The organism is Pullulanibacillus camelliae (assembly GCF_014642655.1).
Classification (GTDB): Bacteria; Bacillota; Bacilli; order Bacillales; family Sporolactobacillaceae; genus Pullulanibacillus; species Pullulanibacillus camelliae.
In genome coordinates, this window is the sequence record NZ_BMIR01000021.1 from 27,965 (window position 1) to 53,261 (window position 25,297).

General features: G+C 40.0%; 27 protein-coding genes and 2 tRNA genes. 7 read left to right on the plus strand and 22 right to left on the minus strand.

What is annotated here, in order from left to right:
• Nucleotides 1-32 precede the first annotated feature (32 nt).
• Nucleotides 33-130: transfer RNA gene (locus IEW82_RS16695), tRNA-Sec, on the plus strand.
• A 7-nt stretch (nucleotides 131-137) separates the two neighbouring features.
• Here the strand turns inward: IEW82_RS16695 and IEW82_RS16700 are convergent.
• Nucleotides 138-590: a hypothetical protein gene (locus tag IEW82_RS16700; protein ID WP_188697237.1), complete on the minus strand. Its 453-nt coding sequence runs from the start codon at nucleotides 588-590 to the stop codon at nucleotides 138-140.
• Entirely contained in the window at nucleotides 568-1,371 is an 804-nt protein-coding gene (locus IEW82_RS16705) for a hypothetical protein (RefSeq protein ID WP_229672712.1), read from the minus strand. The genes IEW82_RS16700 and IEW82_RS16705 overlap by 23 nt, the downstream gene beginning before the upstream one ends.
• 913 nt (nucleotides 1,372-2,284) lie before the next feature.
• Here IEW82_RS16705 and IEW82_RS16710 point away from each other — a divergent pair.
• The 3 genes from IEW82_RS16710 (at nucleotide 2,285) to IEW82_RS16720 (ending at nucleotide 4,566) form a co-directional block, all read left to right on the plus strand.
• Nucleotides 2,285-2,359 (plus strand) — tRNA-Gln (locus IEW82_RS16710).
• 100 nt (nucleotides 2,360-2,459) lie between these two features.
• Nucleotides 2,460-2,882 carry a DUF2621 family protein gene (locus IEW82_RS16715; protein WP_188697240.1) on the plus strand — a complete coding sequence of 141 codons (423 nt, stop codon included), beginning with the start codon at nucleotides 2,460-2,462 and terminating at the stop codon, nucleotides 2,880-2,882.
• A 172-nt stretch (nucleotides 2,883-3,054) separates the two neighbouring features.
• Nucleotides 3,055-4,566 carry an AMP-binding protein gene (locus tag IEW82_RS16720; protein WP_188697244.1) on the plus strand — a complete coding sequence of 504 codons (1,512 nt, stop codon included), beginning with the start codon at nucleotides 3,055-3,057 and terminating at the stop codon, nucleotides 4,564-4,566.
• Nucleotides 4,567-5,252: 686 nt separating this feature from the next.
• Here IEW82_RS16720 and IEW82_RS16725 read toward each other — a convergent pair.
• From IEW82_RS16725 to mnmH, 5 genes are all read right to left on the minus strand, one after another.
• A complete protein-coding gene (locus tag IEW82_RS16725) occupies nucleotides 5,253-5,861 on the minus strand; it encodes a DUF4352 domain-containing protein (protein WP_188697247.1) in 609 nt (202 codons plus the stop codon).
• A 486-nt stretch (nucleotides 5,862-6,347) separates the two neighbouring features.
• A complete protein-coding gene (locus tag IEW82_RS16730; protein WP_373285732.1) occupies nucleotides 6,348-6,839 on the minus strand; it encodes a CcdC family protein in 492 nt (163 codons plus the stop codon).
• A gap of 100 nt (nucleotides 6,840-6,939) precedes the next feature.
• Entirely contained in the window at nucleotides 6,940-7,761 is an 822-nt protein-coding gene (locus IEW82_RS16735; RefSeq protein WP_188697250.1) for a M15 family metallopeptidase, read from the minus strand.
• Between the two features lie 178 nt (nucleotides 7,762-7,939).
• On the minus strand, nucleotides 7,940-8,311 hold the full coding sequence (locus IEW82_RS16740; protein ID WP_188697253.1) for a cupredoxin domain-containing protein: 372 nt from the start codon (nucleotides 8,309-8,311) through the stop codon (nucleotides 7,940-7,942).
• A gap of 86 nt (nucleotides 8,312-8,397) precedes the next feature.
• Nucleotides 8,398-9,453 (minus strand): tRNA 2-selenouridine(34) synthase MnmH, encoded by a 1,056-nt coding sequence (mnmH, locus tag IEW82_RS16745; RefSeq protein ID WP_188697256.1) that lies wholly within the window; start codon nucleotides 9,451-9,453, stop codon nucleotides 8,398-8,400.
• Nucleotides 9,454-9,763: 310 nt separating this feature from the next.
• Here mnmH and sinI point away from each other — a divergent pair, with 310 nt between their 5' ends.
• Complete coding sequence (gene sinI / locus IEW82_RS16750) at nucleotides 9,764-9,895, plus strand: DNA-binding anti-repressor SinI (RefSeq protein ID WP_229672714.1); 132 nt, start codon at nucleotides 9,764-9,766, stop codon at nucleotides 9,893-9,895.
• Between the two features lie 10 nt (nucleotides 9,896-9,905).
• On the opposite strand, the gene IEW82_RS16755 is transcribed toward sinI, so the two are convergent.
• The 12 genes from IEW82_RS16755 to yneA form a co-directional block, all read right to left on the minus strand.
• Nucleotides 9,906-10,232, minus strand: coding sequence for a helix-turn-helix domain-containing protein (locus tag IEW82_RS16755; RefSeq protein WP_188697262.1), 327 nt, complete (start codon nucleotides 10,230-10,232; stop codon nucleotides 9,906-9,908).
• Nucleotides 10,233-10,604: 372 nt separating this feature from the next.
• Nucleotides 10,605-11,885: a 6-phospho-beta-glucosidase gene (locus tag IEW82_RS16760; RefSeq protein WP_188697265.1), complete on the minus strand. Its 1,281-nt coding sequence runs from the start codon at nucleotides 11,883-11,885 to the stop codon at nucleotides 10,605-10,607.
• Nucleotides 11,873-12,217 (minus strand): PTS lactose/cellobiose transporter subunit IIA, encoded by a 345-nt coding sequence (locus IEW82_RS16765; protein WP_188697268.1) that lies wholly within the window; start codon nucleotides 12,215-12,217, stop codon nucleotides 11,873-11,875. The genes IEW82_RS16760 and IEW82_RS16765 overlap by 13 nt, the downstream gene beginning before the upstream one ends.
• The gene (locus IEW82_RS16770; protein WP_188697270.1) at nucleotides 12,207-12,536 is read right to left on the minus strand and encodes a PTS sugar transporter subunit IIB; all 330 of its coding nucleotides are present in this window, start codon (nucleotides 12,534-12,536) and stop codon (nucleotides 12,207-12,209) included. Before IEW82_RS16770 ends, IEW82_RS16765 begins: the two co-directional genes overlap by 11 nt.
• A 33-nt stretch (nucleotides 12,537-12,569) precedes the next feature.
• On the minus strand, nucleotides 12,570-13,640 hold the full coding sequence (locus IEW82_RS16775) for an SIS domain-containing protein (RefSeq protein ID WP_188697273.1): 1,071 nt from the start codon (nucleotides 13,638-13,640) through the stop codon (nucleotides 12,570-12,572).
• A gap of 11 nt (nucleotides 13,641-13,651) precedes the next feature.
• Nucleotides 13,652-14,929 carry a PTS sugar transporter subunit IIC gene (locus tag IEW82_RS16780; protein WP_188697278.1) on the minus strand — a complete coding sequence of 426 codons (1,278 nt, stop codon included), beginning with the start codon at nucleotides 14,927-14,929 and terminating at the stop codon, nucleotides 13,652-13,654.
• 47 nt (nucleotides 14,930-14,976) lie between these two features.
• Nucleotides 14,977-16,971, minus strand: a complete 1,995-nt coding sequence (locus IEW82_RS16785; protein WP_188697281.1) for a BglG family transcription antiterminator — start codon at nucleotides 16,969-16,971, stop codon at nucleotides 14,977-14,979.
• A gap of 369 nt (nucleotides 16,972-17,340) precedes the next feature.
• A complete protein-coding gene (locus tag IEW82_RS16790; RefSeq protein ID WP_188697284.1) occupies nucleotides 17,341-17,559 on the minus strand; it encodes a YneF family protein in 219 nt (72 codons plus the stop codon).
• Between the two features lie 212 nt (nucleotides 17,560-17,771).
• Nucleotides 17,772-18,233, minus strand: coding sequence for a sporulation inhibitor of replication protein SirA (sirA, locus tag IEW82_RS16795; protein ID WP_188697287.1), 462 nt, complete (start codon nucleotides 18,231-18,233; stop codon nucleotides 17,772-17,774).
• Between the two features lie 142 nt (nucleotides 18,234-18,375).
• Nucleotides 18,376-20,373 (minus strand): transketolase, encoded by a 1,998-nt coding sequence (tkt, locus tag IEW82_RS16800; protein WP_188697290.1) that lies wholly within the window; start codon nucleotides 20,371-20,373, stop codon nucleotides 18,376-18,378.
• Between the two features lie 291 nt (nucleotides 20,374-20,664).
• Complete coding sequence (locus IEW82_RS16805) at nucleotides 20,665-20,898, minus strand: DUF896 domain-containing protein (RefSeq protein WP_188697293.1); 234 nt, start codon at nucleotides 20,896-20,898, stop codon at nucleotides 20,665-20,667.
• An 87-nt stretch (nucleotides 20,899-20,985) separates the two neighbouring features.
• A complete protein-coding gene (yneA, locus tag IEW82_RS16810) occupies nucleotides 20,986-21,300 on the minus strand; it encodes a cell division suppressor protein YneA (RefSeq protein ID WP_188697297.1) in 315 nt (104 codons plus the stop codon).
• 200 nt (nucleotides 21,301-21,500) lie between these two features.
• Here yneA and lexA point away from each other — a divergent pair, with 200 nt between their 5' ends.
• Entirely contained in the window at nucleotides 21,501-22,115 is a 615-nt protein-coding gene (lexA, locus tag IEW82_RS16815; RefSeq protein WP_188697300.1) for a transcriptional repressor LexA, read from the plus strand.
• Between the two features lie 85 nt (nucleotides 22,116-22,200).
• On the opposite strand, the gene IEW82_RS16820 is transcribed toward lexA, so the two are convergent.
• The 3 genes from IEW82_RS16820 to IEW82_RS16830 all read right to left on the minus strand — a co-directional run bounded on the left by IEW82_RS16820 (nucleotide 22,201) and on the right by IEW82_RS16830 (nucleotide 23,979).
• Nucleotides 22,201-22,533 carry a L,D-transpeptidase gene (locus IEW82_RS16820; protein WP_188697303.1) on the minus strand — a complete coding sequence of 111 codons (333 nt, stop codon included), beginning with the start codon at nucleotides 22,531-22,533 and terminating at the stop codon, nucleotides 22,201-22,203.
• A 322-nt stretch (nucleotides 22,534-22,855) separates the two neighbouring features.
• Nucleotides 22,856-23,674, minus strand: coding sequence for a YitT family protein (locus tag IEW82_RS16825; RefSeq protein WP_188697364.1), 819 nt, complete (start codon nucleotides 23,672-23,674; stop codon nucleotides 22,856-22,858).
• Between the two features lie 110 nt (nucleotides 23,675-23,784).
• The gene (locus IEW82_RS16830) at nucleotides 23,785-23,979 is read right to left on the minus strand and encodes a twin-arginine translocase TatA/TatE family subunit (RefSeq protein ID WP_188697307.1); all 195 of its coding nucleotides are present in this window, start codon (nucleotides 23,977-23,979) and stop codon (nucleotides 23,785-23,787) included.
• Between the two features lie 202 nt (nucleotides 23,980-24,181).
• Between IEW82_RS16830 and IEW82_RS16835 the strand changes: the two genes are divergently transcribed.
• Nucleotides 24,182-25,240, plus strand: coding sequence for a YkvI family membrane protein (locus IEW82_RS16835; RefSeq protein WP_188697310.1), 1,059 nt, complete (start codon nucleotides 24,182-24,184; stop codon nucleotides 25,238-25,240).
• The last annotated feature ends 57 nt before the right edge of the window (nucleotides 25,241-25,297 follow it).

Below are 25,297 nucleotides of genomic sequence, written 5' to 3' on the forward strand. Positions count from 1 at the left end.
AGTCTTTATAATAGAAATCGGCGTGAAAAAATGGGGCTGGTTGCGTAGCTGGTGCTTGCCTGAGTCTTCAAAACTTTTTGAGAGGCGCGTGTTCGTCTCTGGTCGGTTCGATTCCGACACAGTCCCGCCAAATTGCCTTAATGCACTTTTCCCACTCCTACAGCTAATTGCTCCCAAAGAATTTTCTCTACCTCTTGTCCATCCGAATCTTTGCATTCTATAATGAGAACCACCTCTGTTTTTTTCCCTCTAATCTCTCGATGACGTTTCTTTTTACGCGTCTGTCTAAATAGATCAATACAGAAGCCTACGATAAATCCAAATCCTGCTCCGATCAACCCCCAATAAATGGGTCCCCAATTGAGGGCAAACCCTCTGCTTGCCCCAATCACTGAGAAAAAAACGGCAAGAATCATCCCTGTGCTGAACAGCGAGATTCCATCTGATCGATGAATGGTATCAAATAGTCTAGGTTGCTCAGGTCTATTGTCCATGGGTATAGCAAAGATGTCATTTATCCCCATCTGTTCCATTTTAGAGATGGCCATTTCTAGCTGTATTGAATGCTCAAAAGTTGCTACGATTTGCATTTCCTGTCACCTTGTTACCTTTAATCTTCAAATTTTTGGTTTGATATGCTCTTTTTAAAAAAAGCCTTTGCTCGGTTTTAAACAATTTATTATTTTCAATGACATTCATGTAGGTTTCAAAAATGTTAAATAAATATAGAGAGGGCATATAGAGAAGCCACTGTTTGTCCATAACAGCAGTGGACTTCGGTATATTCCCTTGCAATATATAATGAATGCCCTCAATAAAATGAGAGTAATGAACGAAAATAACTGTGACAACCAAAGTAAAAAAGGCAGAGATAATCTGGTTGAGATAGAGCTGCCCAACACTGGGGACAGTTGCTGACCAAAGGATAGCCATAAATGGATTCCTTTTATCAAGATAGTTATTTTCTAATGGTTTAATCGTGAAGGCATTGACGGAAGGTTTTTCTGTTTCAATTAATTGATAAAGATTATTGAGCTCGACTGTTGTCCGGTAACTGTCCCAAATAGCAAATAAGTAGAGCGGAATGTACATGTAAACATAATTGACGTCTAATACGTGCTTGGCTGCCTCAATATGTCCAGTGAATGAATAGACCATAGCAAGATTTAAATGGGAACTTTGGTTAATAAATATTTCCCATATGATTAAGGCAAATCCACGTATATATTTATGTAATAACAGATGCCCATACCCCGGAAAAGTGGTTGACCAAAGTGCAACGATATAAGGATTTCTCGGGTGAATATAGGATGTTCCCCAAATGCTCAAGTTGGCAATCTCACGACGAGACCCCCTCTTCCACTGAATCACGATACACCCCTCCCGTTTGAATGACAAAAGGTTTCACTAGTTGTGGTGATTCTCATGTGATACTTTTATTTATGACTTGACCTTTGTTTTTTATTGTAAAGTCGATCTTCTATGTAAAAGCCAGCGTCTATTTATCAAAGGAAGAAAGCTGTCTTTCGTCAATGACATCCATTCTAAACGTTAACTCATTATTACTATCTCCAGCAAAAAAATATATATGAGCCTGATTTATTCATACTTCGGGAGAAAACGAGATCTGGGATCAAAGCTAAATTTTCCATGCCCCTTTTATGGAATTTATGTTGGAATTGTCTCCGATTGAGGAATTAAAACGGTCACTCTCCACAAAATCACCTGTTTTTGGGCATACTGCTCCCTTGGGGCCTAAAATAATGTTAAAAAGGTCTTCTAAAGATTTGTAGGTTATTAGCCTTCTGAAGTTTAGGCATGGTATTGGCAGGTGATTTCCGCTCCAGGATGCTCGCTTTCCACGGGCACGGCCTCAGCCTCCTTGGAGGAAAGGGCTCCTCCATCATTTGACAATTTAATTCTACGATTGAAATCAAGCGTTATTTGCGGTAAAGGAGCCATTATAAGAAGCCTTTCTGATGGTTATTTCTTCGTCGTTTTAACCTTATCAGAAACGGATTCTTTTTTCATTTATTTGATGCGTTGAAATACAGAATAAACCACTTGATAGATAAGCCTTTTTACTGTGTTTTGGGAACTTCTATGAATAGTCTAGGATGAGATAAATCAGCGCTCTTTGACAAAGCTGTGTGTTGACCTTTAAGGCGCTTTGAGTTTATAACAAAACAACACCCAAATCTTTTAGAAAAAAAGCTCAGGATGCGAATAAAGGAAAGCGAATTGGTTCATGATAAGTATCGACAAGGCGCCTTAAGTAAATTGATGGGCCATAGCCAAGCGGTAAGGCAATGGACTTTGACTCCATGATGCGCTGGTTCGAATCCAGCTGGCCCAGCCATTTAGATAATGCCTTATTTTTTATAAATGACTTGCCTCTCTAAAACCTCTCGGGCTATAATGACGATAATCAGACGATTATAGCTAGAGGTGATTTTAGCATGTCTTCTTACTTTATGCTTTTCATCATATTTTGGTCCGTTCTTCTCATTGTTTTCATGGGCATCGGTGGTTTTTTTATGTTTCGCAAATTTTTAAAGAGCCTACCAAAGAGTGATGGTAAATCATTATTAGATTGGCAAAATTACTATATCAAAAAAACACGCAAGCTATGGTCTGAAGAACAGCTCCGCTTCTTAGATGAACTCGTTTCCCCCGTCCCTCCGCTCTTTCGTGATGTGGCCAAGCAAAAAATCGCTGGAAAAATTGGGGAGCTTGCCCTGAGAAAGAAAGCAAAGCAGATGACTCAGGCACTCATCATTGAGGGATATATCAAGGCTACACCTAAGCGAGACCATAAGTTTTTACGCAAGACACTCATCAAGCATAATATCGACACATTGCCATATGAACAATTTTTCTAAAGTTAAATAAATCATGGCTACATACAAATGAGTCCAGCCTTCATGAACATCCGGATGATAGTGTCAAATTTCTTTAGCCACTGGTGAAGAACAAATAATTGTAAACGCTTTACAAAAGGTTTTATCCTGCAAGAATCCGTTAAGTATTGACTACATATGGGGAGTTGTATCAATGAACTTGAATTTACCTGATCAAGTCAATCTATATGATGAAATGAGAAAACAAGCCAAGCTGCATCCCAAAAGGGTTATTCTTGAGGAGCCTACCGGTAAACTGACGTATAATCAATTTTTGCTAGCCGTTAATGTTCTGAGCTTGAAAATCAAAGAAGTCACTGTCCATGAAGAAAGGGTCGGCTTTTATTTACCTAATGTGATCGCTCAAGTGGTGGCGCTGTTTGCTCTTTTTAAAAATGAACAAAATCCCTGCCTGTTAAATTTTTCTATGGGGACGCAAAATTTGATGGATTGTATTGAAACTGCCCGCTTAAAAACTGTCTTTACATCCAAAGAATTTATTAAAGTGGCGCAGTTAACCTCTGTAATAGATGAAATGGAAAAAAAGGTAAGGATTGTTTACCTTGAAGATTTGAAGCATGGTATTACCCTTACTCACAAATTAAAGGGAGCTGCTGAAGCTAAGCTGCCTTCTCTCAAAAAGCGGCAACAAAAAGAAGTGATATTGTTTACTTCAGGGACTGAGAGTAAACCTAAGGGAGTGATTTTAACGCATAGAAATATTTATGCCAATATCAAACAATCCTTATCGACGGTTGATTTGACTGAAAAGGATCGTATCTTTAATCCGTTACCACTCTTTCATGCTTTTGGGCTAACGGTTGGGGCAGTCCTTCCGCTCATTTCCAATGTCAAATCATTTTTATACCCTTCTCCCCTACATTACAAAGAAATACCGAGAATGATTGGAAAAGATAAAAGTACAGTTTTTGTTGCAACCAACACATTTTTTGATCACTACGCGAAATACGCAACACGGGAAAATCTAGCAACTCTACGTATTGTCGTCGCCGGGGCTGAAAAATTAAAAAAGAATACCTATGATAAATACCAACAAGATTTTGGCGTTACTATCCTGCAAGGCTATGGCGCCACCGAAACCTCTCCAATTATTTCACTTAATACGCCGACATTTAGCAAATACGGCTCAGTCGGTAAGCCGCTCCCTTCAATGAACTATAAGCTTGATAAAGTGGAAGGCATTACTGAAGGTGGCAGCTTACTCTTAAAAGGCCCCAATGTCATGAAAGGTTATTTGATTCATGGCAAAGGCTTTATCCCTTGTGGCGAATGGTATAACACAGGAGATATTGTCACCATTGACGAGGAAGGATATCTCTTTATCATCTCAAGATTAAAACGCTTTGCTAAAATTGCTGGCGAGATGATTTCATTAAATAAAATTGAGGAGCTCGCCCTGGAATGCTTTGGAAAGTCAGGCTTTTATGCCGTGAGCATTCCCGATCAGCGCAAGGGTGAAAAAATTGTGCTATTCACAACAGAAACGAACATTTCCGAGAAGGTATTCAAGAAATTTATTAAAGAAAAGCAAATGTCGTCTTTATATATTCCGAATAAATTGGCGTTTATAGAAGAAATTCCCGCCCTTCAAAGCGGCAAGGCGGATTACCAAGCCTTAACTAAAATAGCAAAAGAAGAAGCTTAATACCAAGAGACGAACAAGGCGCAGCACTGAAAAACTGCTACCACCTGAAACAATAATCTCCTATCAGCAGGAATGGGACAAAAGGGGCGTGATGGGAAAACTTCAGACATGGTATGTTCTGCAGCTCGCTGACTCTTAGGTACTCAATCAGAATCCTGCGGATCAGCAATCCCCCGCAAGGCAGCAGCTCAAGGAGACTCCCCCGCGGAAAGTGAAGTGTTTGGGCGAAGCGCTTCATGACATACTAAGAAAAACCGGGCGAAAAGCATGCCCGGTCCTTGTCCTTAGTATAGAGCATCATCCAATATGAAAGAGGCTTCATTGCCTGGTCAAGTGGAAGGGAGCGCAAGGCGCGAGATTCGGAACACTCTAAAATCGTGTGTTCCTAGGGCGCCGCTGACTCATGATGCGAAGACTAGAGCCCTGCGGGAAGTAGAAGATCGGTAAGACCTTAGCAGTGCGAAGGCGCGAGGAGACTTACCACTCACTCTCCCGTAGAAAGTGAGTGAGCTTCCTAGAGCGGAAATCCGCACCGTCCTCATGACCAGAAATTTTATACTTTCTTTTCTATGAGGTGAATACTTCACTCCAGCTCTATTTTCATTTTCGACTTTTTGAAGCCTTCACATTTTGCGAAGGCTTCTCTGGCAAACACGTTATCACTTTTCTTAAGTTTAATCCGTCAGCTACTGCAACTCATCCCTTGTAAACGCCCATATTGTCTTAGTGACTGATGAATTTGCATGTCCGAATACAAATTGATAGTTATCGGTATTCCAAGTATCAAAAACCAATTCACCTTCAGCAGCGTTTCCGGGTTGAATTTGCCCTTTATTACTCAATGGATCTTGAACACCCTCTATTTGGTTAGCATAATCTGGTGCGCTTCCACCATTTTCCCCGAGATCTAATAAGTCGACAAAACCTGTTAAATCTGCAAGATCCATCGTCTCTTTACCAATATTTTCAACTTTTACTTTAGCGACGATAAACAGATCGTTATTTGGCTTTTCAATGCCTATCTTATCCTTTTTTTCTACCGATTCTAAAGTGACCTTAAAAGTTCCCTGATATGCGATCTTTACTTTACCGGTATCACCGATAGTCAGCTTTCCCTGTTGCTTAGTGGCCTTGGGATCCGGCGCTGAATCATCATCTTTATTTTCACTTTGTTCTGTTTCTGATGGATCATTTTTGCCACTTTTCTCACCAGAATTTCCTTTTTCTGAACAAGCTGCTAACATGCTGATCAATAATAACATGCCTAGCATCACCTTCAGTGTTTTTGTTTTCATAAATTGTCCCTCCTCAATCCACAGTTTTATAAGAATATAAGAAAATAAATCCATCCACTTCATAGTAGAATACTAAGGTAGCCGCATTCTGCAAGCACACTCCCAAGACACTCAATCGAGGATATTGAGGTGCTAGCTTCGGTGTTGTCACATGGATGTGACGCACTTAACCGACGTTCCTTAATGAATGTGACAGGTTTAGCTGATCGCCTTTAGTGGCCTCAGCCCATTTTGGAATGGCGATTTGTGTTCCAGGTATTTAAGCTACCAATTCCCTGTTCCTGCGCCTACTCGTAGCGCTTCCACTTTGGTGCTCCTATGTATTTTCCCAATTAAAGTTATAAATTCTGGTGTTATAAAAAAGTAACGGCCTGTAGCCTGCTTATTCCATTAATAACAATAGTGAAATAATCTAAGCTATAGGCCGATATCCATTTCATTGAAACGGTATCTGGTTAGACATCTAGGCTATGGAGACAGCCGCATTTATGTTGATAGGATATCTCCATTGTTGATTTGCTTTTCCAAGCGTTTGTACATGACATACATTGCAATCCGCCATGGAAGGATCATGCCAAAGGCTAAGGTAAAAAACAAACCGGCAGTTTGTCCGATATCAATGTTCATATCCTTTTCGAGGACAATTTTTAAAATCGTTCTTACCAAAAGGAGGCCAACGAGGATAAAAATAAAGGCCTTGGACCGTTTTAAATAAATGTCACCATCATGCACACTAAATTTTGACGTCTTAACAAGCAATATCGAAAAGATGACACCCACTAAGAACGCTTCCAAAAGCTCAACGACCGATACGCGCACCTGTGGGGCAATGAACATGAGAAACCCCGTAGACATAAACAAAGGCGGCAATAAAATTTTTCTGCTGTTAGTGGGCTGATTCGCAGCCTTCAATCGGACAATAATAATCGACGTCGCAAAAAGGATACCAATCAATAAGCTTATGATTTCAACTAACAAGGGTATCTACCTTCTTCACAAAGTAAGTCGTATCCTATTATACCACATCTTTTAAAAAGGAGACGAGTGGTTTTATCGCCACTCTCTCCGCCTTTAGTGATTATTGATGCTGCAAGTACTCCTCTAACGTCCATCCATGATTGTAGATGTCCGTGGCAACCTTAACACCGACATAGCGGATATGCCAAGGCTCATACTCATAGCCGGTAATCTGTTCTTTCCCCTTAGGATAGCGAATGATAAAACCGTATTTATGGGCATTGGCTGCCACCCATTTTCCTGCAGCAGTATCTCCAAATTTTTCTACTAACGGATCGGCCGAGTTATTATCCAGCATCTCTTGTGAGGTTATATCAATTGCCAGCCCCGTTTGGTGCTCACTAGTGCCAGGATGCGCACTGATCGTGCTTGCTTTAGCGGCTCCATATTTATCGACATTTCCATTATAAATATTCACTTGTCGATCATAGGAGCGATAACCTGATTCACCATACAGCTTATACCCAGCTTGGTCTGCGGCTTTGAAAAGCTGTTTCAGTGCTTTAGCAGTGACCGAGCGCACCTGTCTTTTCTCTATCATATCAGAATACGGGAAACGCACATCTGGATAGACAAGATTTGGTGGTACATAACCATCGGGCAATTTATGTGTTTTATTTACAAGCACTAAAAGAGATTCTGGATTTTGATCAATAATCAGCCCATCCTTATCACGCTTAACGGGCGTCGGCTGTTTATTTTCCTGACTCTTTTTATCAGCCTTTTTTTCACTACTCCCTTTATCTGCTGGGCTCTCTGTCTTATTCTGTTCAGTTTTCTTTTCAGATTGCTTCTGTTCTGACTGACTGGACTTGTCCGATGAGCAGCCAGCGATAAGCAGTAATACGCCTAAACATAAGGCTACAATTTTAATTATCTTCATGGTGTCATATGTTCTCCTTCTCCCTCGCCTTCCCGCTTGGCAAAGGGCAACCCTAGCGTATCATGTTCACTTCGAATTGTATAGTAATAATGGATAAAAGAGATGTCTTTATTCTCTTCAAAAAGCAGCTTAATAAAAAGGTGGCTGCTTAAGCAGCCATCCACCCACATCTGTTGCATTATTCAGCGATTATTTTTGACATCATATCGGCATGTCCACTTCCACAAAAGACGCTACAGTGCACCATATAGGTTCCAGGCTTTAGCTTAACTTTGGCCATTCCCTTCCCTTTGATATCCACTTTCGTCCCCTCAATACTCATGCCGTGGTTCCCTTCTTTACTTTCAAAGTGTATCGTTAATTCTTTATTTGCAGGAACCTTATATGTTTTACTATCAAATTGAAAGTTGGTTGCTGTTACATTTAATGTAGTCCCTTTGATCGTCTTGGTTGATGATTGATGATGATCACTCTTATCACTGCCACAGCCTGCAAGACCAATACTGATCAATAATAGCGCTAGGCCTATAAGCCATCTGTGTTTCTTCATAGATGTTACCTCCAAAGTCATGTTCTCATGCCTATATTAATGGATGAAAACAGCTATTGCAAAGGCGATCATGTGAACTTTTCTATTTATCCGAGCGCTGGCGCGTACAGTGTATTAAGGATAGCTTCGACACCTTCGACCCCTTCAGCAACTGACGTTATCGAGAGACGCTTCGCTTCCTTTGGATACTTTTTTAATTGATGCTGATACCTTGGATCGTAATAATGCTCAAGGAGCTGTTCTATAAATAAAGCGTAATCCTCGTTCTGTAATGCTGCTTCTAATTCTCCAAGGAATGGTTGTCGTAAATATTTTTGTAAATGCCAAAAGGCTTCATTCACCGCTGCCTTATTTTCTTCCGGATTATACTCTTTTAAAATGGCCTCAACCCGCGCCTGAAAAGGATAGTCAATCATGATACGCTCCCCTTGTGCCTTTCCCTCATTAATGAATGGTGGGAGGACCACGCGACCAATCCGCTTACTCTCGCCTTCAACGATATAATAGGGAGCATCCTTTAAATCACATAGCCGCTGCCATAGCCCACATTCAAAAGCCTTTTGTGACTGCGGGTTAAGGCCCACTGAACCAAAAATCGACCCCCGATGACCGGCTAGCCCTTCAAGATCAATAACTGGATATCCTTTTTCGCTTAACTGCTTGAGTATGTCTGTCTTACGACTCCCTGTATACCCTTCAATGACAACAAAAGGCTTTTTTTCTTGTGAAAAAACATGAAGCTGTTCAGTGACGAGCTTCCTAAAAGAGCGAATGCCCCCTCTTAGTTGCCAGCACATGACACCCATGACAGTCATAAAATTAGCAAGGCTTTTACTGCGCATCCCCCCACGCCAACAGTAAATCACAGTTTGCTCAGCCTCTGCCGCCAGAGCCTTAATCTTCTTATAAAGGGAAGGGAGCTTGTGTGAAACAATTTCAACGCCACGCTCCTTAGCTTCTTCTGGTCCTTTCTGCTTATACAAAGTCCCAACCTCTGCCCGCTCATCATTTGAAAACAGCGGAAGATTTATAGCTCCGGGAATATGAAACTCTTCATATTCTAAAGGTGAGCGCACATCGATAAGTGCCAGTTTATGTTGAATCGCTAAAAGATCATTGATTTCGATTTGCTTTAAGTCCATGATTTCATCCCTAACATAGTATAATAAGCCGTCATACCTCTATTCATTGTTTTGACAAAATAACTGAAATGTAATCGTCATGAGCCATTTATTTTCTTTCGGCTACAACATTTACTCAACATTCCAGATTTTAAACCTCATCCCTCAGTGAAATGTGTATTTTTTTGTTATTTATTGCTGATATTTATTTCAATAAATGTCGCTAATTTGACAAATTCGATAGTCCCTTTGCCTTATAATACTTACAAGTTTATACATAATATCAGTCCATAGTTTTACAAAAAACAAACCCTACATTGGAGGAATGAGAATGGAAAAAATACTAGACACCGAATGGGTACTTCTTATTTTAAAAGCGAAAGAATTACATCTCTCAAAAGAAGACATTCGTCTTTTCCTACATAAAAAAACGATTGAAACACAGAAAAGAGTTACTTCCTAATCAATAGAAATTAACTCTTCTGGCTCTTTCTCCATTTTTGATAATCTAAAAATTCTTTGAATTCTTCTTTATCCATCCCGGAATCCATTGCCTCTTCAATCAATTCAACCCATTCTGGGTCTAGCCATTCCCGTGGATCTTCTTCACTATGAATCAAGCTTAAAACACTGACCCCCAGCACCTCAGCAATCTTTTCTAAGAAGTGGACAGATGGGTTCTGTTGTAAGTTTCTCTCAATAGTACTCAAATAGGATTTAGAGACACCTGCTTTTTCAGATAACTCGGTTAGTGAAAGGCGTTTCTGCACTCTTAATTCTTTTATTTTTTTTCCAATCATCTAATCACCCATCATCATAACATTACACCGAACTTTTAGTAGAAATTCATAACTTATTATATACCATTTCGTTCATATTGTCTTTAGCATTGTGATGACAACTATAAAAAATAACCGTCCAAAATTTGCCTATCCACATCTTATTAAAATTTATTCGATTGACACTTCTAGATTAAGGGGATGATACCACCTTTGAAAGTGGCTCTACGTCTGAATCGACCGCATGACATGTTCCGCAGCACCACTAGGTAAAGGAATGCTTGAGCTAGAGTTCTGGGGAAAATAGAAGCTTGAGGAGGTTTGCGTTGATGGGATGAAGAAATCACTCCCTTAGTTCATCAACCAAAGGAGCGATTTATCAGCGTGCATGCGTTATACCCGTTGTGTTTGATAAAATCCGGATCCCAACCATGCTTTATTCGCTTCGAGCAATTCATTCAATAAAGGTTGAGCAAGATCATAATCCCCGATAAATGGATGGGCTAAAAGAGCCAGCAATGCCCTATCTCTATTTTCACTCACAGCAGCTTCCACTGTAAGTGATTCATAATTTTTCACTGAACTAATCAGCCCCCGTACAGTGTCTGGAATATCATCAATTTGTAGTGGTTTAATACCTGATTTATTTAATAGGCAGGCAGTCTCAATGGTTGCGTCATTTGGCAAAAATGAGAGCGTACCTCTATTTTGAACATTAGCCACGATCCACATATCCTGATCATTATAAATAGAATGAATCGCTTGAAGGGCAATTTCTGAATAACCACCACCGCCACGCTTCTTTAAGAGCTCCGGCTTCTCAACCTGATCCTCTCTTGAGAATGCCTTAAAAATCTCTGCCTCTAATTCCAATATCGTTTCACCCCTAGTCTGCTCCTGCTTTTTCAACTCGTTATATTTCCTTTGCTTGTGAAAATAGTATTGGCAATATTGACTAGGGAGCATTCTCAGCTTCTTAATTAAAGCTGGATCAATGGTTGCATGAACTTCGGCAACTTTATCAAACTCTTCATCTGTTAAAGCTCTGCCATTCACCTTGATGTTATAAGCAAAATTCATATGATTCAAACCAATAAAATCATACTTAACCTGCTGATAAGGAATGCCAAGCGCTTGCTCAACCCAAGTGCGCGGGCGCATACCGCCAGCGCATAGCCCAATAAATTTTGCTTTTGTGTATTTATTGACTGCTTCCGCTACAATCCCTGTGGGATTGGTATAATTGATAATCCAAGCATTAGGACTGTGTTTTTCAACAGCTTTGGCAATTTTAAGCATGGCCGGTAGGGTTCTCAGAGCTTTCATAAATCCACCCGGTCCTGTTGTTTCTTGACCAATGATCCCGTATTTTAGAGGAATTTTTTCATCATTGACACGGGCTTGGTTGCCACCCACCCGAATTTGCGTCAAAATAATCTCCTTGTTTTTTACAGCTTCCTCAAGATCCGTTGTCCTATTAATAGTCACATCTAACCCATGAAACGCTGCATAACGTTTAGAAAAATGATACATGATCTCTAATCTTTCAGGGTTTATATCCATCAGCATAATTTCTTCAACAGGTAATGTTGCTTTATGGCTAGCAAGCCCTTCCAAAATCTCAGGACTATAGCCGCTTCCAGCACCTATAATCGTCAGCTTCATTTTAGACATTTTAATTTTTCCACTTCCCTTTTTAAGTCATTCATTTCTTGATAGAGTTGAATATGTTCCACTGCCATATCCCTAAAATTGATCGCATTCATTAAATGGTCTTCCGCATGAATCAAAATAAGGTTAATGTCCATACTGATTCCTTTGGCTTCCTCTGAGATTAACTGTGTTTGAATATTATGGGCCTTAAGCAAATGTATTCTAGCCTCTTCTAGTAAGTCTAAGGCTCGAGTGAATTCCTCTTTCTTGGCTATGGTTATGGCCTCCTGACATAAACACTTCGCATCACCGGCAAATAAGATTAATCGCATGGCTTGTTCTTCAAGGCTCATGATTTTCACCATCATTGCTCAACTGGAAGGCGAAGGCTATCGCCCGTTCTCCATCTAAATTCCCATAAATGTCCATAGGGATCACTCCACTATGAATATTAAATTCTGCACACATTTTCTGAATCGCGGGAGCCTTAAAGCGCGCCTGTGGTCCAATTAAAACCACATCATACTGCTGGACAAAGTCCTTATCCAGCTTATCCATCGAGACCGCTTGCACACTAATGTCATTTCTGCCTTTCTTTATTAAACTTTCATTCATTCTTTCCACTAATAATCCCGTCGACATTCCTGCAATACATGCTAATAAAATCTTCAACCTCATTCACACCCCTTAATAATGATTAGATATCTAGGTTGTTTTTGTCCGTAATTTCGAAAAAAACTCGGGATAAACGCTCGTATCAGGATTAAATCCCGTGAGCAGTGCCAATTCATTTGCCAAGACTTGAAAAGGGATGACAAATTTGATAGCTTTCGAAAGTTGCCCTTGACATTGAATAGTTAACTCATATTTCGAATGGGGTTCAAACACTGTCAAAACAAGGATATTACGGTTGACCCCTTCAATAAATTGAGTGATCGCATCTGTCATCGCCCTTCCACTCTCATCTGTTTTAATAAAAATATGAAAGCTATCGCTTTGAATCAAGCGATGGGGGCCATGTGTAAATTCCTCAATGTCATAGGCTAAAACAGGAATTCTCAACGTTTCAAGAAGCTTGAGCTGTCCTTCATACAATGTCCCAAGCTCCTGACCATAACCAACAACAGTGATATATGGCGCCTGTTTCCAAGCCACATGTTGCTTTACCCAGTGCTTCATTTGTAAAATAAGTGTCTGAATATCATTAAGGTCTTTCTTCAATGTATCCATAAGCTGCTGATGATCACGTCTTGATAGGGATGCATGCTTTTCACCAAATGCTACGGCTATTTGTATCAATCTCATAAGGGTGGCTGTATAGCCTGCGGTTTTCGGGCCAATAGCTTCTTCCCCACACCCAATGTCAATGACGCTATCCCCTGCTTTTGCAATTGGACTAGTCGCATCCGCCGTTAATGAGACCACAGATAAGCCCATTTGTCGGGCGACTTGGATACAGTCTAACGTTCCTGTGCTTCTTCCCGACTGTGAGATAACTATGGCTATCCCTTTTCTACCTTGATACTTTTTAAATGCATAATGCCTGAATTGGAATGCATTGCAGACAACGATCTCAGCAGTGGTATAGTGTTCCCATATTGGTTTGACTGCCATGGCGGCGTTTAATGAACTTCCACATGCAACGAGACACACTAAGTAATTCTGTTCTTCATCAATGCTTTTCACCACATTTTTAATGGACTGTTCATCTTCTAGTAGGTCTAGCAATGTCTCCTGTTGTTTGTTGATATACGCTTCCATGAGATTTGACTCCATAGCTCTCCTCCTTATCCATTCATAGGTTGCGTCAAATCTGACTCATGCTGTTCACCACCTTGTTGCCCTTGGTTTAAGCGCTGTTTTTCTAGAGCTTTAAAGAAAGGATAATAGATGACTGCGGATATGATAATTTCTATCACACCGTACACTGCTGCACGCCAATCACCTCCTGATGATAAGTACTGCATGAGTATGGGTGGCATCGTAAAAGGAACGTTGACGACCGGCTTACCAATTAGACCAAAATACATCACAAGGTAAGTGGTAAAGGTTAGAATGATATTTCCGAGGATATAAGGAATCATCATAATAGGATTTAATACGACAGGAACGCCGAAGACAACAGGCTCATTGATCTCAAAAATACTTCCAGGCAAACATAGCTTACCTAATGTTCTTAAACCCTTATCCTTTGAAAAAAGCATGAAAACAACCAGCATTAAGGTCGCGCCACCGCCGCCAATAAATACATAATTCATGAAGCCAGCTGCCGTAATGAACGGGACAGGGTCTCCATGGGTCACAGCACTTGTATTGGCGCCCAACATTTGCAAGAATATCGGATCAGCAACAGATAGAACAGCTGCTCCATGAATTCCCACACACCATAAGAGTGATCTAAGGAGCATAAAGAGAAGAATCCCCCAAAGTGTGTTTAACGAGAAGACAAGCGGACTAAAAAGTAAATTCAAAACATGATTAATATCTATACCGATGACAACGCGGATCAACCAAAAGAACATAATCACAACAGCAAGTGGGGTGAGCAATTCAAATGATTTGCTAATTGTAGCCGGTACAGATGCCGGCATTCTAATCACCCAATTCCGCTTCAGCATAAACCTTAAAATCTCAACAGAAATAATCGCTACAATAATCGCTGCAAAGATGCCTTTTGTACCAAAATTATCAATGGTGAGTGTGTACTCCTGACCTACTTTGCCTGTTTGCACAATCAAAAAAGCGATTAATGATAGAATCGCGCTTAATATTGGATCCAAGCCGTAGTTTTTAGCCAGGTGATAAGAGATACCTATAACCGCAATGACACCAAGCATATCAAAGGTTACAGAGACTGGAACTGTCAATACTGCTTGATAGGGCTGAATGAAGTCCGTCCAAGCCTTGACAGGAAAATAAGCAATAATCAAGAATAAGGAACCAATAATCGTAAAGGGAATGGTGACAATCATTCCATCCTTCACACCAATCATGTAACGGTTTTCCCCTATTTTGACTAAAAAGGGGGTAATCCTATCATCAAATAGCCTCATTAACCTATCCATTGGTCTCGCCTCACTTTATAATAGATTGGAAAAATAACAGTGATCTTCTATCCTGTAAACAGCTCTACTAATTCAGTTTCCGTGCGGCATGTAGATATAGCTTTAAGCGCCTCCTGTGAGTTGAAAAGCGTGTATAAATCCGAAATAATACTTTGAATATGTGCAGGGTCATCTATCTTTAATCCCGTAAGAAAAACAATAGTGACTGATTTATCCTCCCAGACGGTGTCTCCCCAATCCACACGTCCTCGTAGCACTGCGATTGCAATGAAGGGCTTTATAATATATTGACTTTCTCCATGCGGCAGAGCCACGCCGTTGCCAAAACATGTTGGTGCCTGTTTTTCGCGATTAAGAACAGACTGAAGGTACCCATCCTTTACATAGCCCCTTTGAATGACCTGATGGCAAAGAAAAGTAAGGATTTCTTGTTTAGTGCTATAATTAAGGTCTAAATAAATCAACTCATTGTCCAAAATCTGCTTTAAATGTCGGCATTGAATCAGCTTCTTTTCATCCTTCATAATAAATTGGTGTATCGTCTTGATATCATAAAAATTGATAAGTTGAGAAATCACAATGACAGGGACTGAAGAAATCTGTAAAGGTACTGTAGATATAATCAAGTCAATCGCATTAAGATTCAGCTGATTTAACTCTGGCACAGCTAGACAATCGACAATGTCAAGCTGTGGCACACTATGTTTGATTTTGTTTGCAATAAGTTGAGAGGTCCCAACACCAAAGGAACAGACAATAACTACTCTTTTGTACACTTTGCTCTCTTCAATGGCCGCTTGAAAATAGATGGTTAAGAATGAAAGCTCATCATCATCTACCTTGATAGTGTAACGATCTTCCATCAATGAACACGCCAGTCTAATCACACTAAATAACGCAGTATATTTCTTTTTGACATCTTCAAGAAGTGGATTTTTTACTTTGATATGATATTGAAATCTATGAAACATGGCTTTGATATGTGATAAAAGACCTAAGTAGAGTTTTCTATTCTCTGAAAAGTTAATGTCGATATTTTTGGAGATGACCGAAATCAGCTCATTTGTGAATGAAGCAACCAGCGACTTGTTAGCATCATTAAAAACAGTAGGATGTATAGAGGATTCCTGATGTTTTTGATAACCCCCGCTTAACAAATAACAATACACATTGTGAATTTCAGCAGGAGAAACATCCACTATATGACACTTTGATAAGTCAAAGACGATCTTCTGGGCAGTAGCATAAAGCATCGTGCCATTTACGGCTTGAAAATGCTCTTCTGCAATTCGAAAACGATCCGTGACATGTTCTTTAAATACTGAATCAATCAAAATATTTGTAACGATACTCACAAAGTAAAGTTCATTCATTAAACCCAAAACTTTGTCTTCCACTTGTAATAGAGTGGCTTCCACACGTTTTACATGCTCTTCACCAAAAACAATCGAAAGCGCTTGAAAGGTTGCAGGTGGTATTCTTTCTGAGCGTCCCTTGTTATGTCTGCCAATATTTTTTTCCAACGCATTGATAATTTCCACTATCGCTTTTCTAAAAGCTTCTGCCTCTCCCGCCAATCTTGTTCCCTTTTTTGTTTTAAGTAAAGCAAGGTTACAATTTTGCGCCCATTTTTCAACAAAAGTGAGATCATTTACAATGGAGGTTTTACTTAAAAAGAATTGTTCAGAAAGTCTATTAATGGAGGTTCCCTTGTCTTTACTCACCAATAGTTGCGCAATCATTTTTAATCTTCTGATGTTAATGCTATCTGTTTGGCCCCCTGCACGCTTTGTTAAGACCTCACTTAAGAGTCGAGCTCTTTTACTAGTAGAAGCTTCTAGCTTAATCCCAACACCTGGTTTCTTAATGATAATGATCTCTTCAGTGTTACAGAAATCCTTTAGGTCGTGTAAATAATTTTGAATCGATCGAATGGACACCCCCATCTTTTGTGAAAAGTATTGAAGAGGCTGATAATTGTCTTCTGACAACATTAATTTCAGCATTTCGTTTTGCCTTGAAGTAAGAAAAACTCGCTGCATCTTTTCATCCCCTTTATACTCTCTGAATATAAAATCTCTCCCATAATAGCTTTTAGGAATCACCCTAACCTGATTAACAAGCCGCTGTTTTTGGTGAATTTAGAATCTTTTTTCTTTATGGATTTAATTATAACGAAATGAGAAATGCTGCATATACCAAATGTCTTCGCCTTGTTTGGCAATCTCCTTACCATCAGCAAATTCTGATAGTATGAAAAAGGATTTGTCGTTTGATTATTAAAGTCGCTCCTACCAGCCCGCTCGTGTCAGCGCATTGGTCTGAGAGCAAAATAAAAAACCACTTATTCTGCGGTTAAACAGAATAAGTGGTTTTAAAAACATCCGATTGAAATGATGCTGTGCTTCGTATCACTTGTTTTGCTGATTTTGCATCGCTTTCATCATTTGATTGATTTTCTTTTGCGACGGGTTTTGTCCCATTTGCATCATCATGACACGTAACATTTTTTCATTAATCGGCGGATTCTTTTTCAAATAATCCATCATGTATTTCCGGGCAATAAAGAATCCTAATAAAATGCCTACGATCAGCGCTAGGACTCCAATTAATATATATAGCCACAACATACCGCCTGTGTCCTCCTTCTAAAATCTTTCCATATGTGCCAAATTTCGTTCTTATAGCCAAAAAGACACTATAGAGTCATTCCCTTTCATAGTGTACTATAAGCCCTGTTTGAACACAATACCTTATATATCCTCAGTGCTTTTATGATTCACTTAATGCTGATTTATCGATCCAGCGCTTGAAGCAAAGTGCACCTTTACATCTATTCATCTCAAACTTCTGATTTTGTTTTAATTAAAGCCACTGTCTTTGGCGGCTTTAGCCATCCACTGTTATAGTTTTGACAATCAACTGCTAAAAAATAATCGTCTAATGTTCGTAGGACTTCAAATACCCACGCTTCTTGATTTAAACTTCCTGTTGCTTCAACAATAAGATGCCCCGAGAGACAGCGCAGATTGACAAAGCCTTTACCATCCGATATTCGCAGGTCTTGCCACGCTTTATGTAAATATTTATTTTGAGTGAATCTCGCTTTTCGCTCAACACAATGAAAAACAGTCAGAGCAGGAATAGTTTGCGTCACATACTTAATTTGCTTATTGATAATTTCCTTTAAATCCATATCTTGAGTCGTTTTCATTTCTACAAATAATTGAAAGAGTTTTTCATCCTTACCGAAGTAATCATTTGCAACATGCTCATGTACGAGATAAATTTCATAAAGCCTCATGGCAACCCCTCCCCATATTAGCCTGTCTACCTACCATTATTATAATGATCGAAGACTTCACATTATGTCTAAACAAGGGAGCCATGAGGCGAAAATATTATAATAATTTGTCGTTTTTCATAATAATGGCAAAAGGCTCGGATTACTTGCCAATAACAGCCTTCATTTCTTTCACAACATTATCAACAGTAAAGCCATATTCTTCAAGAACTTTATTGCCGTTAGCTGATGCACCAAAGCGATCAATGGTAATTGTTCGTCCCTTATCACCAACATAACGCGCCCAACCAAGTGAGCTTCCTACCTCTACTGCTAAACGGTTCTTCACTTCAGATGGAAGAATACTGTTTTTGTAATCCTCTGACTGTGCTTCGAAAAGATCCCAAGATGGCATGCTTACAACGCGAACATTGATACCATCGGCTTTCAATACTTTTTGAGCCTCTACAGCAAGATGAACCTCTGAACCCGTAGCAAGAATAATGCCATCTGGCTGTCCATCAGCTTCAGCGACAACATAAGCACCGCGCTTTACCCCTTCAGCTGCATGGGCGATCGTTCCTTCAAGTGTTGGCAGCCCTTGACGCGTAAGAACTAAAGCAGTAGGCTTGTTCACACTCTCAACTGCTAATCTCCAAGCTTCGCGCGTTTCATTGCCATCCGCTGGACGAATAACCGATAGATTCGGAATCGCCCGCATGGAAGCAAGCTGTTCAATAGGCTCATGAGTTGGGCCATCCTCTCCGACTGCAATGCTATCATGTGTAAACACATAAATAGATGGTACAGACATGATAGCAGATAGCCGCATCGCTGGACGCAGATAATCGGAAAAGACAAAGAATGTCGAGCCATAAGGTTTGACACCGCCGTGTAGCGCCATACCATTGACAGCTGCCGCCATAGCAAACTCGCGAACACCAAACCAGACGTTGCGCCCTTGATAATGCTCAGGTAAGAAATCCTCACTATTTTTAATCACTGTTTTTGTTGATGACACTAAGTCAGCAGCACCACCAAATAATGCAGGCACTGTGTCTGCTAAAGCATTAATGACTTCATATGAAGTTGCTCGCGTTGCCTCATTATCACCAATTTTATACTGAGGAAGATTTGCATCATAGCCTTCTGGTAATTCATTATTAATGACTTGCTTAAATTGCTTAGCAAGCTCTGGATAGGCCTTTTCATATTCTGAAACAAGACGGTTCCAATCGGTTTCAATCGCTTCACCTTTTTCAGTGAGCTTAGCAAAGTGATCACGAACAGCACTTGGGACAGTGAACGGCTCTTCAGTCCATTCATAGAATTTCTTTGCAGCACTGGCTTCTTCTGCACCTAAAGGATTACCATGGACCTTATTTGTTCCGCCGTGTGTAGGCGATCCATAACCAATAGTCGTTTTCACTTCGATTAGAGTGGGCTTGTCAATGTTTTGTGTTGCTTGGGCTAGCGCCTTGTTTAAAGCGTCAAGATCATTACCATCTTCAACACGTAACACATCCCAGCCATAGGCTTCAAAACGTTTTTGTACATTCTCATTAAAAGATATATTAAGATCACCATCAAGAGAGATGTCGTTGGAATCGTAGAGGACGACCAATTTTCCTAATTTAAGACGCCCAGCTAAAGAAGCAGCTTCAGACGCTACACCTTCCATCATATCGCCGTCACCACAAATGGAATATGTAAAATGATCAACAACATTATAATCGTCGCGGTTATAAGTAGCAGCCAAATGGCGCTCAGCCATTGCCATACCGACAGCCATCGCTACCCCTTGCCCTAATGGACCTGTTGTTGCATCAACGCCAGGTGTATGTCCAAATTCGGGATGTCCAGGCGTTTTGGAACCCCATTGACGAAATGATTTTAAGTCTTCAATACTCACATCGTAATTAAACAAATGCAACAGACTATATAAAAGCATCGAACCATGCCCAGCCGAAAGAACAAATCGATCGCGATTAAACCATTTTGGATGATGTGGATTATGGTTCATAAAATCTTTCCATAATGCATAGGCCATTGGAGCAGCGCCCATTGGCATCCCAGGATGCCCAGAATTGGCTTTTTCAATGGCATCAATGGAAAGCGTACGAATCGTATTAATAGATAATTGATCAATGGATTGTCCCAATTTAAGATCATTCCTTCCAATAATTGATACTTATTCTCTTATTTTAGCACAAAAAAGAGCTAAACTGTTAATACTTCAGCGGCACTAAAGACCTTATCTTTCATTTTATCTTTTCCCAAAAGGATAAAGCCTATCACTTCTCCATTACCTTCCCAATCATACACTAATTAGCAGTGTTGCCCAACCTCATATTGGATTTGCTCCTGCCACTCATTGAACTAAAGCAGCTATGATAAACGAAATCACCCAAATGACCTTTGGCAATATAGCAATAAATTATTATAATGAAGATTAGTGTTTTTTACGCCTTTGTTTGCTTTGCTTTAGCTTTGGAGGCGTGACATCGTTGCCTTCTTCATCAACAACTGTAATGGAGTGCAACTGTTCTTTAAAGCGATTGCGAAAAGCTTGTAAATATTTTGCACGTAATTCTTGCTGTTCAATTTTTTCTTCTTTTGTCAACCCATCCTGCTTAGCTTTGCGAGCTAATTCATTAATACGGGTTAGCAGATCACTTGGTAACATAGTATCTCCCTTTTCATACATATTGACATCAGCTTAACTTATCTCTCTCTATTCTTCAAGCTTTTTAGTATGAAGGGAATGACGGCTTTATTGAGAAGCCATTTCATTAACTTCTTTCTTAATAGGAATCACTAGCTTATCCCCTGAATGAATACTATCTCCCTCGATACGATTATTTTTTTCAACCCAAGTAACAAATGAAGAAATATCTGTATCTTCGCGCTTTCCTTGTTTTTTTGCGATGGCCCACAGTGTATCGCCTTTCTCAACGGTGATGGTTTGATAAGATGATTTATCAACGGGTGTAAGCGCATGAATAACTGCCCAAATACAACCCAGAGCTATTGCAATAAATAATCCATATAAAATGATCTCATTCTTAATAGTTTTTCGTTTGTTCATGACTAACTCTCCCATCCATAAGAATAAACGTTCGTTTTTGTTGTTTTTATTCTAAAACGAAAATACGTTCGTGTCAATGCTTTTTTTCGAACGAATGTTTGCGTTAAGAATTCATAAATGCTATACTGATTTTAGAAAAAACGAATAAGCGTTCTTTTGGTAATTTAGGAAGTTATTAATCTATGAATGGAGGCCTATTTATGAAGCTTTCCAAAAGACAACAAGCCATTATTGATTTTATAAAAAATGAGGTTAAGGCAAAGGGATATCCACCGTCCGTTCGGGAAATTGGAAATGCTGTTGGGTTAGCATCAACCTCAACGGTCCACGGCCATCTAGAAAGACTTGAGAAAAAAGGCTATTTAAGAAGAGATCCAACAAAACCACGCGCGATTGAAGTCATCGATCCGGATACGGCTTCCCTTCCAAAGCAAGGAAGCACGCTTTTACCTGTTATCGGAAAAGTCACTGCAGGCGAGCCGATTACTGCCATTGAAAACATCGATGAATACTTACCCGTCCCTGAAAGCTTAGCTAGTGGCGGTGATGCTTATATCCTTAATGTCGTTGGGGACAGTATGATCAATGCCGGTATTTTAAGTGGTGATCAGGTGATTGTCCGTTCGCAACAATCGGCGGATAATGGAGAAATCGTCGTGGCAATGACCGAGGAAGATGAAGCAACGATCAAACGCTTTTTTAAGGAAAAAGATCATATCAGATTACAGCCTGAAAATCCGAACATGGCGCCTATTATTGTTAAAAACTGTATAATATTAGGGAAAGTGATCGGCGTTTACAGAAGAATTCATTAATAAATGTGTAGAGACTTCCTTGTGTCTTACATAACTTAATGCAAAAGAAAAAGCTTAGAGACGCTTTCTTGTCCTCTAAGCTTTTTTAGTGGATATAAACATTGGTGCCAATTGGAACACGTGCCGACAGTTCCAAAACGTCCCAATTGTTCATTCTTACACAGCCATGAGAAACATCTTTACCGATCGATGAAGGATCATTGGTACCGTGTATTCCATAGTGCGGCTTAGACAGTCCCATCCACATGGCGCCGAATGGGCCTCCAGGATTGGGCGCCTTATTTATAATTTGAAAATTTCCTGGAGGAGTCGGTGTTAGCATTTTCCCTATCGCAATGGAATAGCTTTTAATCTTTTGATTCCCATCATAAAGAGTGAGTTGATGCCGTTTTTTATTGATATCGATCCATAGTGCCACAATCAACACTCCTATTTTTTAGGTGAAGTCCCTCCCTATTGCATATGAATCTGTCACACAAAGCGTGATGTGAAAACCAGACGGAAACGCACGGCATTTTTTATAGATTCAAACAAAACATTTATCATGTGTTTAGTCCTGCAGGAAGTGGGAGATCGGTAAGAACTTAGCAGTCCGAAGGCGCGAGGAGGCTTACCACTCCCCCGCGGAAAGCGAGCGGCCTGGAACGGAAATCCGCACCGTCCTCATGACCAGAAATTTTATGCTTTCTTTTCTTTTAAAAAAGGCTGCTGTATGGTAACAGCAGCCCTGGTTTCTTGAATTAATGAATATTTCTTTTTTTGAAATTTCCACCCTTGACATCATGAATGTCTCCAATCGCCAAAAATGCGGAGGGATCGATTTCACTGACAATATTTTTGAGCTTCGCTTCTTCAAGTCGGGTGACAACTGTGAAAATCACCTGCTTATCATCCCCTGAATAAGCACCCTCACCATTGAGATAGGTCACACCTCGTCCTAAACGATCATTGAGGGTATCCCCAATCTCGGTATGCTTATCACTGATGATCCAAACGGATTTAGAGGATTCAAGCCCTTCCACAGTAACATCGATCATTTTAAAGGCAATAAAATAAGCGATCAAGGAATACATCGCGTGATTCCATCCAAAGACGAAACCTGCACTCCCTAAAATGAAGATATTAAAAAACATCACGGTTTCTCCAACAGAGAATGGAATCGATTTATTAAAAAGAATCGCTAAAATCTCGGTACCATCTGATGTTCCACCGTTACGAATGACCAAACCGATACCAATCCCAAGAAAAATACCACCAAAAACAGCAGCGAGAAGCGGATCATCAGTAAAGGCTTGAATAGGTGTAAAGAGCACGGTCAAAATCGACAAAACAACTATGGCACCCAAGGAAGTAATCGTGAAGGTTTTCCCCATGTGCTTGTACCCTAAAATAAAAAACGGCAGATTGACTATAAATAGAAATAGTCCAAGGGATATTCCAGTAATATGCGATAGCATGATGGATATCCCGGTAATTCCCCCATCTATAATCCCATTTGGGACAAGAAAAATCTCAAGTGCGACAGCTTCTAACGAGACACCGATAAGGATAAAGATCATGCGTCGCGTAACTTCCGCTTTGGTTATTTTACGGTGTTTAACTTTTGGTGTGTCTAACAACTTGCCACCTCTTTTATTAATGCTTTTATCTATGTAGGTGTGGGTGTTTTTTACTCTTTTGATATTTGTTTAGAATGCTTCGTCTCTTCATCGTCATCCGTCAAGAGACCCTTTGTTCCTGCCTTAAATTCACGCAGTGTTTTCCCCATTGCTCTTCCTAATTCAGGAAGTTTTTTAGGACCAAATATAAGCAAAGCAGCTATAACAATCAATATGATATGACTTGGAGCAAAAAGATCACCCATCTATAACATCTCCTAATCGTTTTATTTCATTATACATTAAATCAAATGATTGCGCATTTGACAGAGCCTGGGCAAGAGATTTTCAATTCCCCGTCCAGCCTTCATCAAACTCTCTGCCAATTTTATTAATGAAGGACCAACTCAAGAATATAATGAAAAGGACAAGGCATTAACATATCAGATCAATAAGGGGTCGACACGATTGAGCAACAAAAAAAAGATATTACAAGTCGCAGCGACATATATAGGAACCGTGGTGGGGGCCGGCTTTGCTACGGGTAAAGAAATTGTAGAGTTTTTTATTAGCTCGGGAGTGGCTGGCTTATTGGGGATTTTGTTCACAGGCTTAGGCTTTATTTGGATTGGCACAAAGATTATGCGCCTGTCCAGCCAGTATGGCTTTGACTCCTATCAAGCCTTTAATGATTATTTATTCGGGAAAAAATTTGGCCTGTTTATCAACAGCCTTTTTCTTGTCATTTTATTTGGCACAACATCTGTCATGATTGCTGGCACAGGTTCCCTGTTTCAAGAGCAATTAGGGATTGCAAAAATTTGGGGGATTCTTTTCATTGTCCTGTTCTGCTTTTTGGCGATGTTAAAAGGGCTGCAAGGGATTCTTACCGTCAATTCGATTATCGTTCCGATTATGATTGGTTTCACACTTTTAATCGCCTATTTGACACTAGGGAACCCTACCTTATCACATTGGTCCTTTCCATTTCCAGAGCTTTGGAGCGATTCACGTTGGTTCATCAATGCACTCGTCTACGTCTCTTATAATGTCACCATGGCTATTGTTGTGTTGGCTCCCTTGGGCAATGAAATTAATGATGAAAGAATATTGAAATGGGGCGGGTTCATAGGGGGACTTGGCTTAACAGTGATCCTCTTATCCTCGTTCATTGTCTTGGGCACCCTTCCTCATGTTAAGACATTTAATATCCCAATGGCTCAAGCTATTAAAGCTTATGGTCCACTCATCCATTATGTCTATGTTGCCGTCGTTTTTGGAGAAATTTTCTCGACAGTTATTGGTAATGTCTTCGGCTTAGGGCGTCAACTCCAAAACTGGCTCCACCTTTCGCAGAATAAAATCGTTATACTCATTTTATTGATTTGCGTCTGTATCGGGCTAGGTGATTTTGGCACTCTTCTGGCCTTCTTTTATCGCTTATTTGGAACCATCGGTTTATTTATTCTTTTCTTTATTATTTTTTTCCCTGTCTTTACTCTACGTTCACAAAAGCGACTGAAGTAGGTCTGTATTGAAAAAAAGGCTCATCCCCTTTTTCATAGCATGAGCCTATGCTTAACC

What these genes read in the sequence shown, in the direction of transcription:
- sirA (WP_188697287.1), bottom strand. Translation starts at nt 18,233, where the DNA reads ATGAGGCTTTATGAAATTTATCTCGTACATGAGCATGTTGCAAATGAT.
- yneA (WP_188697297.1), bottom strand. Translation starts at nt 21,300, where the DNA reads ATGAACAAACGAAAAACTATTAAGAATGAGATCATTTTATATGGATTA.
- IEW82_RS16775 (WP_188697273.1), bottom strand. Translation starts at nt 13,640, where the DNA reads ATGGAGTCAAATCTCATGGAAGCGTATATCAACAAACAACAGGAGACA.
- IEW82_RS16720 (WP_188697244.1), top strand. Translation starts at nt 3,055, where the DNA reads ATGAACTTGAATTTACCTGATCAAGTCAATCTATATGATGAAATGAGA.
- IEW82_RS16715 (WP_188697240.1), top strand. Translation starts at nt 2,460, where the DNA reads ATGTCTTCTTACTTTATGCTTTTCATCATATTTTGGTCCGTTCTTCTC.
- IEW82_RS16825 (WP_188697364.1), bottom strand. Translation starts at nt 23,674, where the DNA reads ATGATCTTTATCCTTATCGGTGTCTCGTTAGAAGCTGTCGCACTTGAG.
- IEW82_RS16785 (WP_188697281.1), bottom strand. Translation starts at nt 16,971, where the DNA reads ATGCAGCGAGTTTTTCTTACTTCAAGGCAAAACGAAATGCTGAAATTA.
- sinI (WP_229672714.1), top strand. Translation starts at nt 9,764, where the DNA reads ATGGAAAAAATACTAGACACCGAATGGGTACTTCTTATTTTAAAAGCG.
- IEW82_RS16740 (WP_188697253.1), bottom strand. Translation starts at nt 8,311, where the DNA reads ATGAAGAAACACAGATGGCTTATAGGCCTAGCGCTATTATTGATCAGT.
- IEW82_RS16760 (WP_188697265.1), bottom strand. Translation starts at nt 11,885, where the DNA reads ATGTCTAAAATGAAGCTGACGATTATAGGTGCTGGAAGCGGCTATAGT.
- IEW82_RS16725 (WP_188697247.1), bottom strand. Translation starts at nt 5,861, where the DNA reads ATGAAAACAAAAACACTGAAGGTGATGCTAGGCATGTTATTATTGATC.
- IEW82_RS16755 (WP_188697262.1), bottom strand. Translation starts at nt 10,232, where the DNA reads ATGATTGGAAAAAAAATAAAAGAATTAAGAGTGCAGAAACGCCTTTCA.
- lexA (WP_188697300.1), top strand. Translation starts at nt 21,501, where the DNA reads ATGAAGCTTTCCAAAAGACAACAAGCCATTATTGATTTTATAAAAAAT.
- IEW82_RS16790 (WP_188697284.1), bottom strand. Translation starts at nt 17,559, where the DNA reads ATGTTGTGGCTATATATATTAATTGGAGTCCTAGCGCTGATCGTAGGC.
- IEW82_RS16780 (WP_188697278.1), bottom strand. Translation starts at nt 14,929, where the DNA reads ATGGATAGGTTAATGAGGCTATTTGATGATAGGATTACCCCCTTTTTA.
- IEW82_RS16805 (WP_188697293.1), bottom strand. Translation starts at nt 20,898, where the DNA reads ATGTTACCAAGTGATCTGCTAACCCGTATTAATGAATTAGCTCGCAAA.
- IEW82_RS16765 (WP_188697268.1), bottom strand. Translation starts at nt 12,217, where the DNA reads ATGAGCCTTGAAGAACAAGCCATGCGATTAATCTTATTTGCCGGTGAT.
- IEW82_RS16735 (WP_188697250.1), bottom strand. Translation starts at nt 7,761, where the DNA reads ATGAAGATAATTAAAATTGTAGCCTTATGTTTAGGCGTATTACTGCTT.
- mnmH (WP_188697256.1), bottom strand. Translation starts at nt 9,453, where the DNA reads ATGGACTTAAAGCAAATCGAAATCAATGATCTTTTAGCGATTCAACAT.
- IEW82_RS16830 (WP_188697307.1), bottom strand. Translation starts at nt 23,979, where the DNA reads ATGGGTGATCTTTTTGCTCCAAGTCATATCATATTGATTGTTATAGCT.
- IEW82_RS16700 (WP_188697237.1), bottom strand. Translation starts at nt 590, where the DNA reads ATGCAAATCGTAGCAACTTTTGAGCATTCAATACAGCTAGAAATGGCC.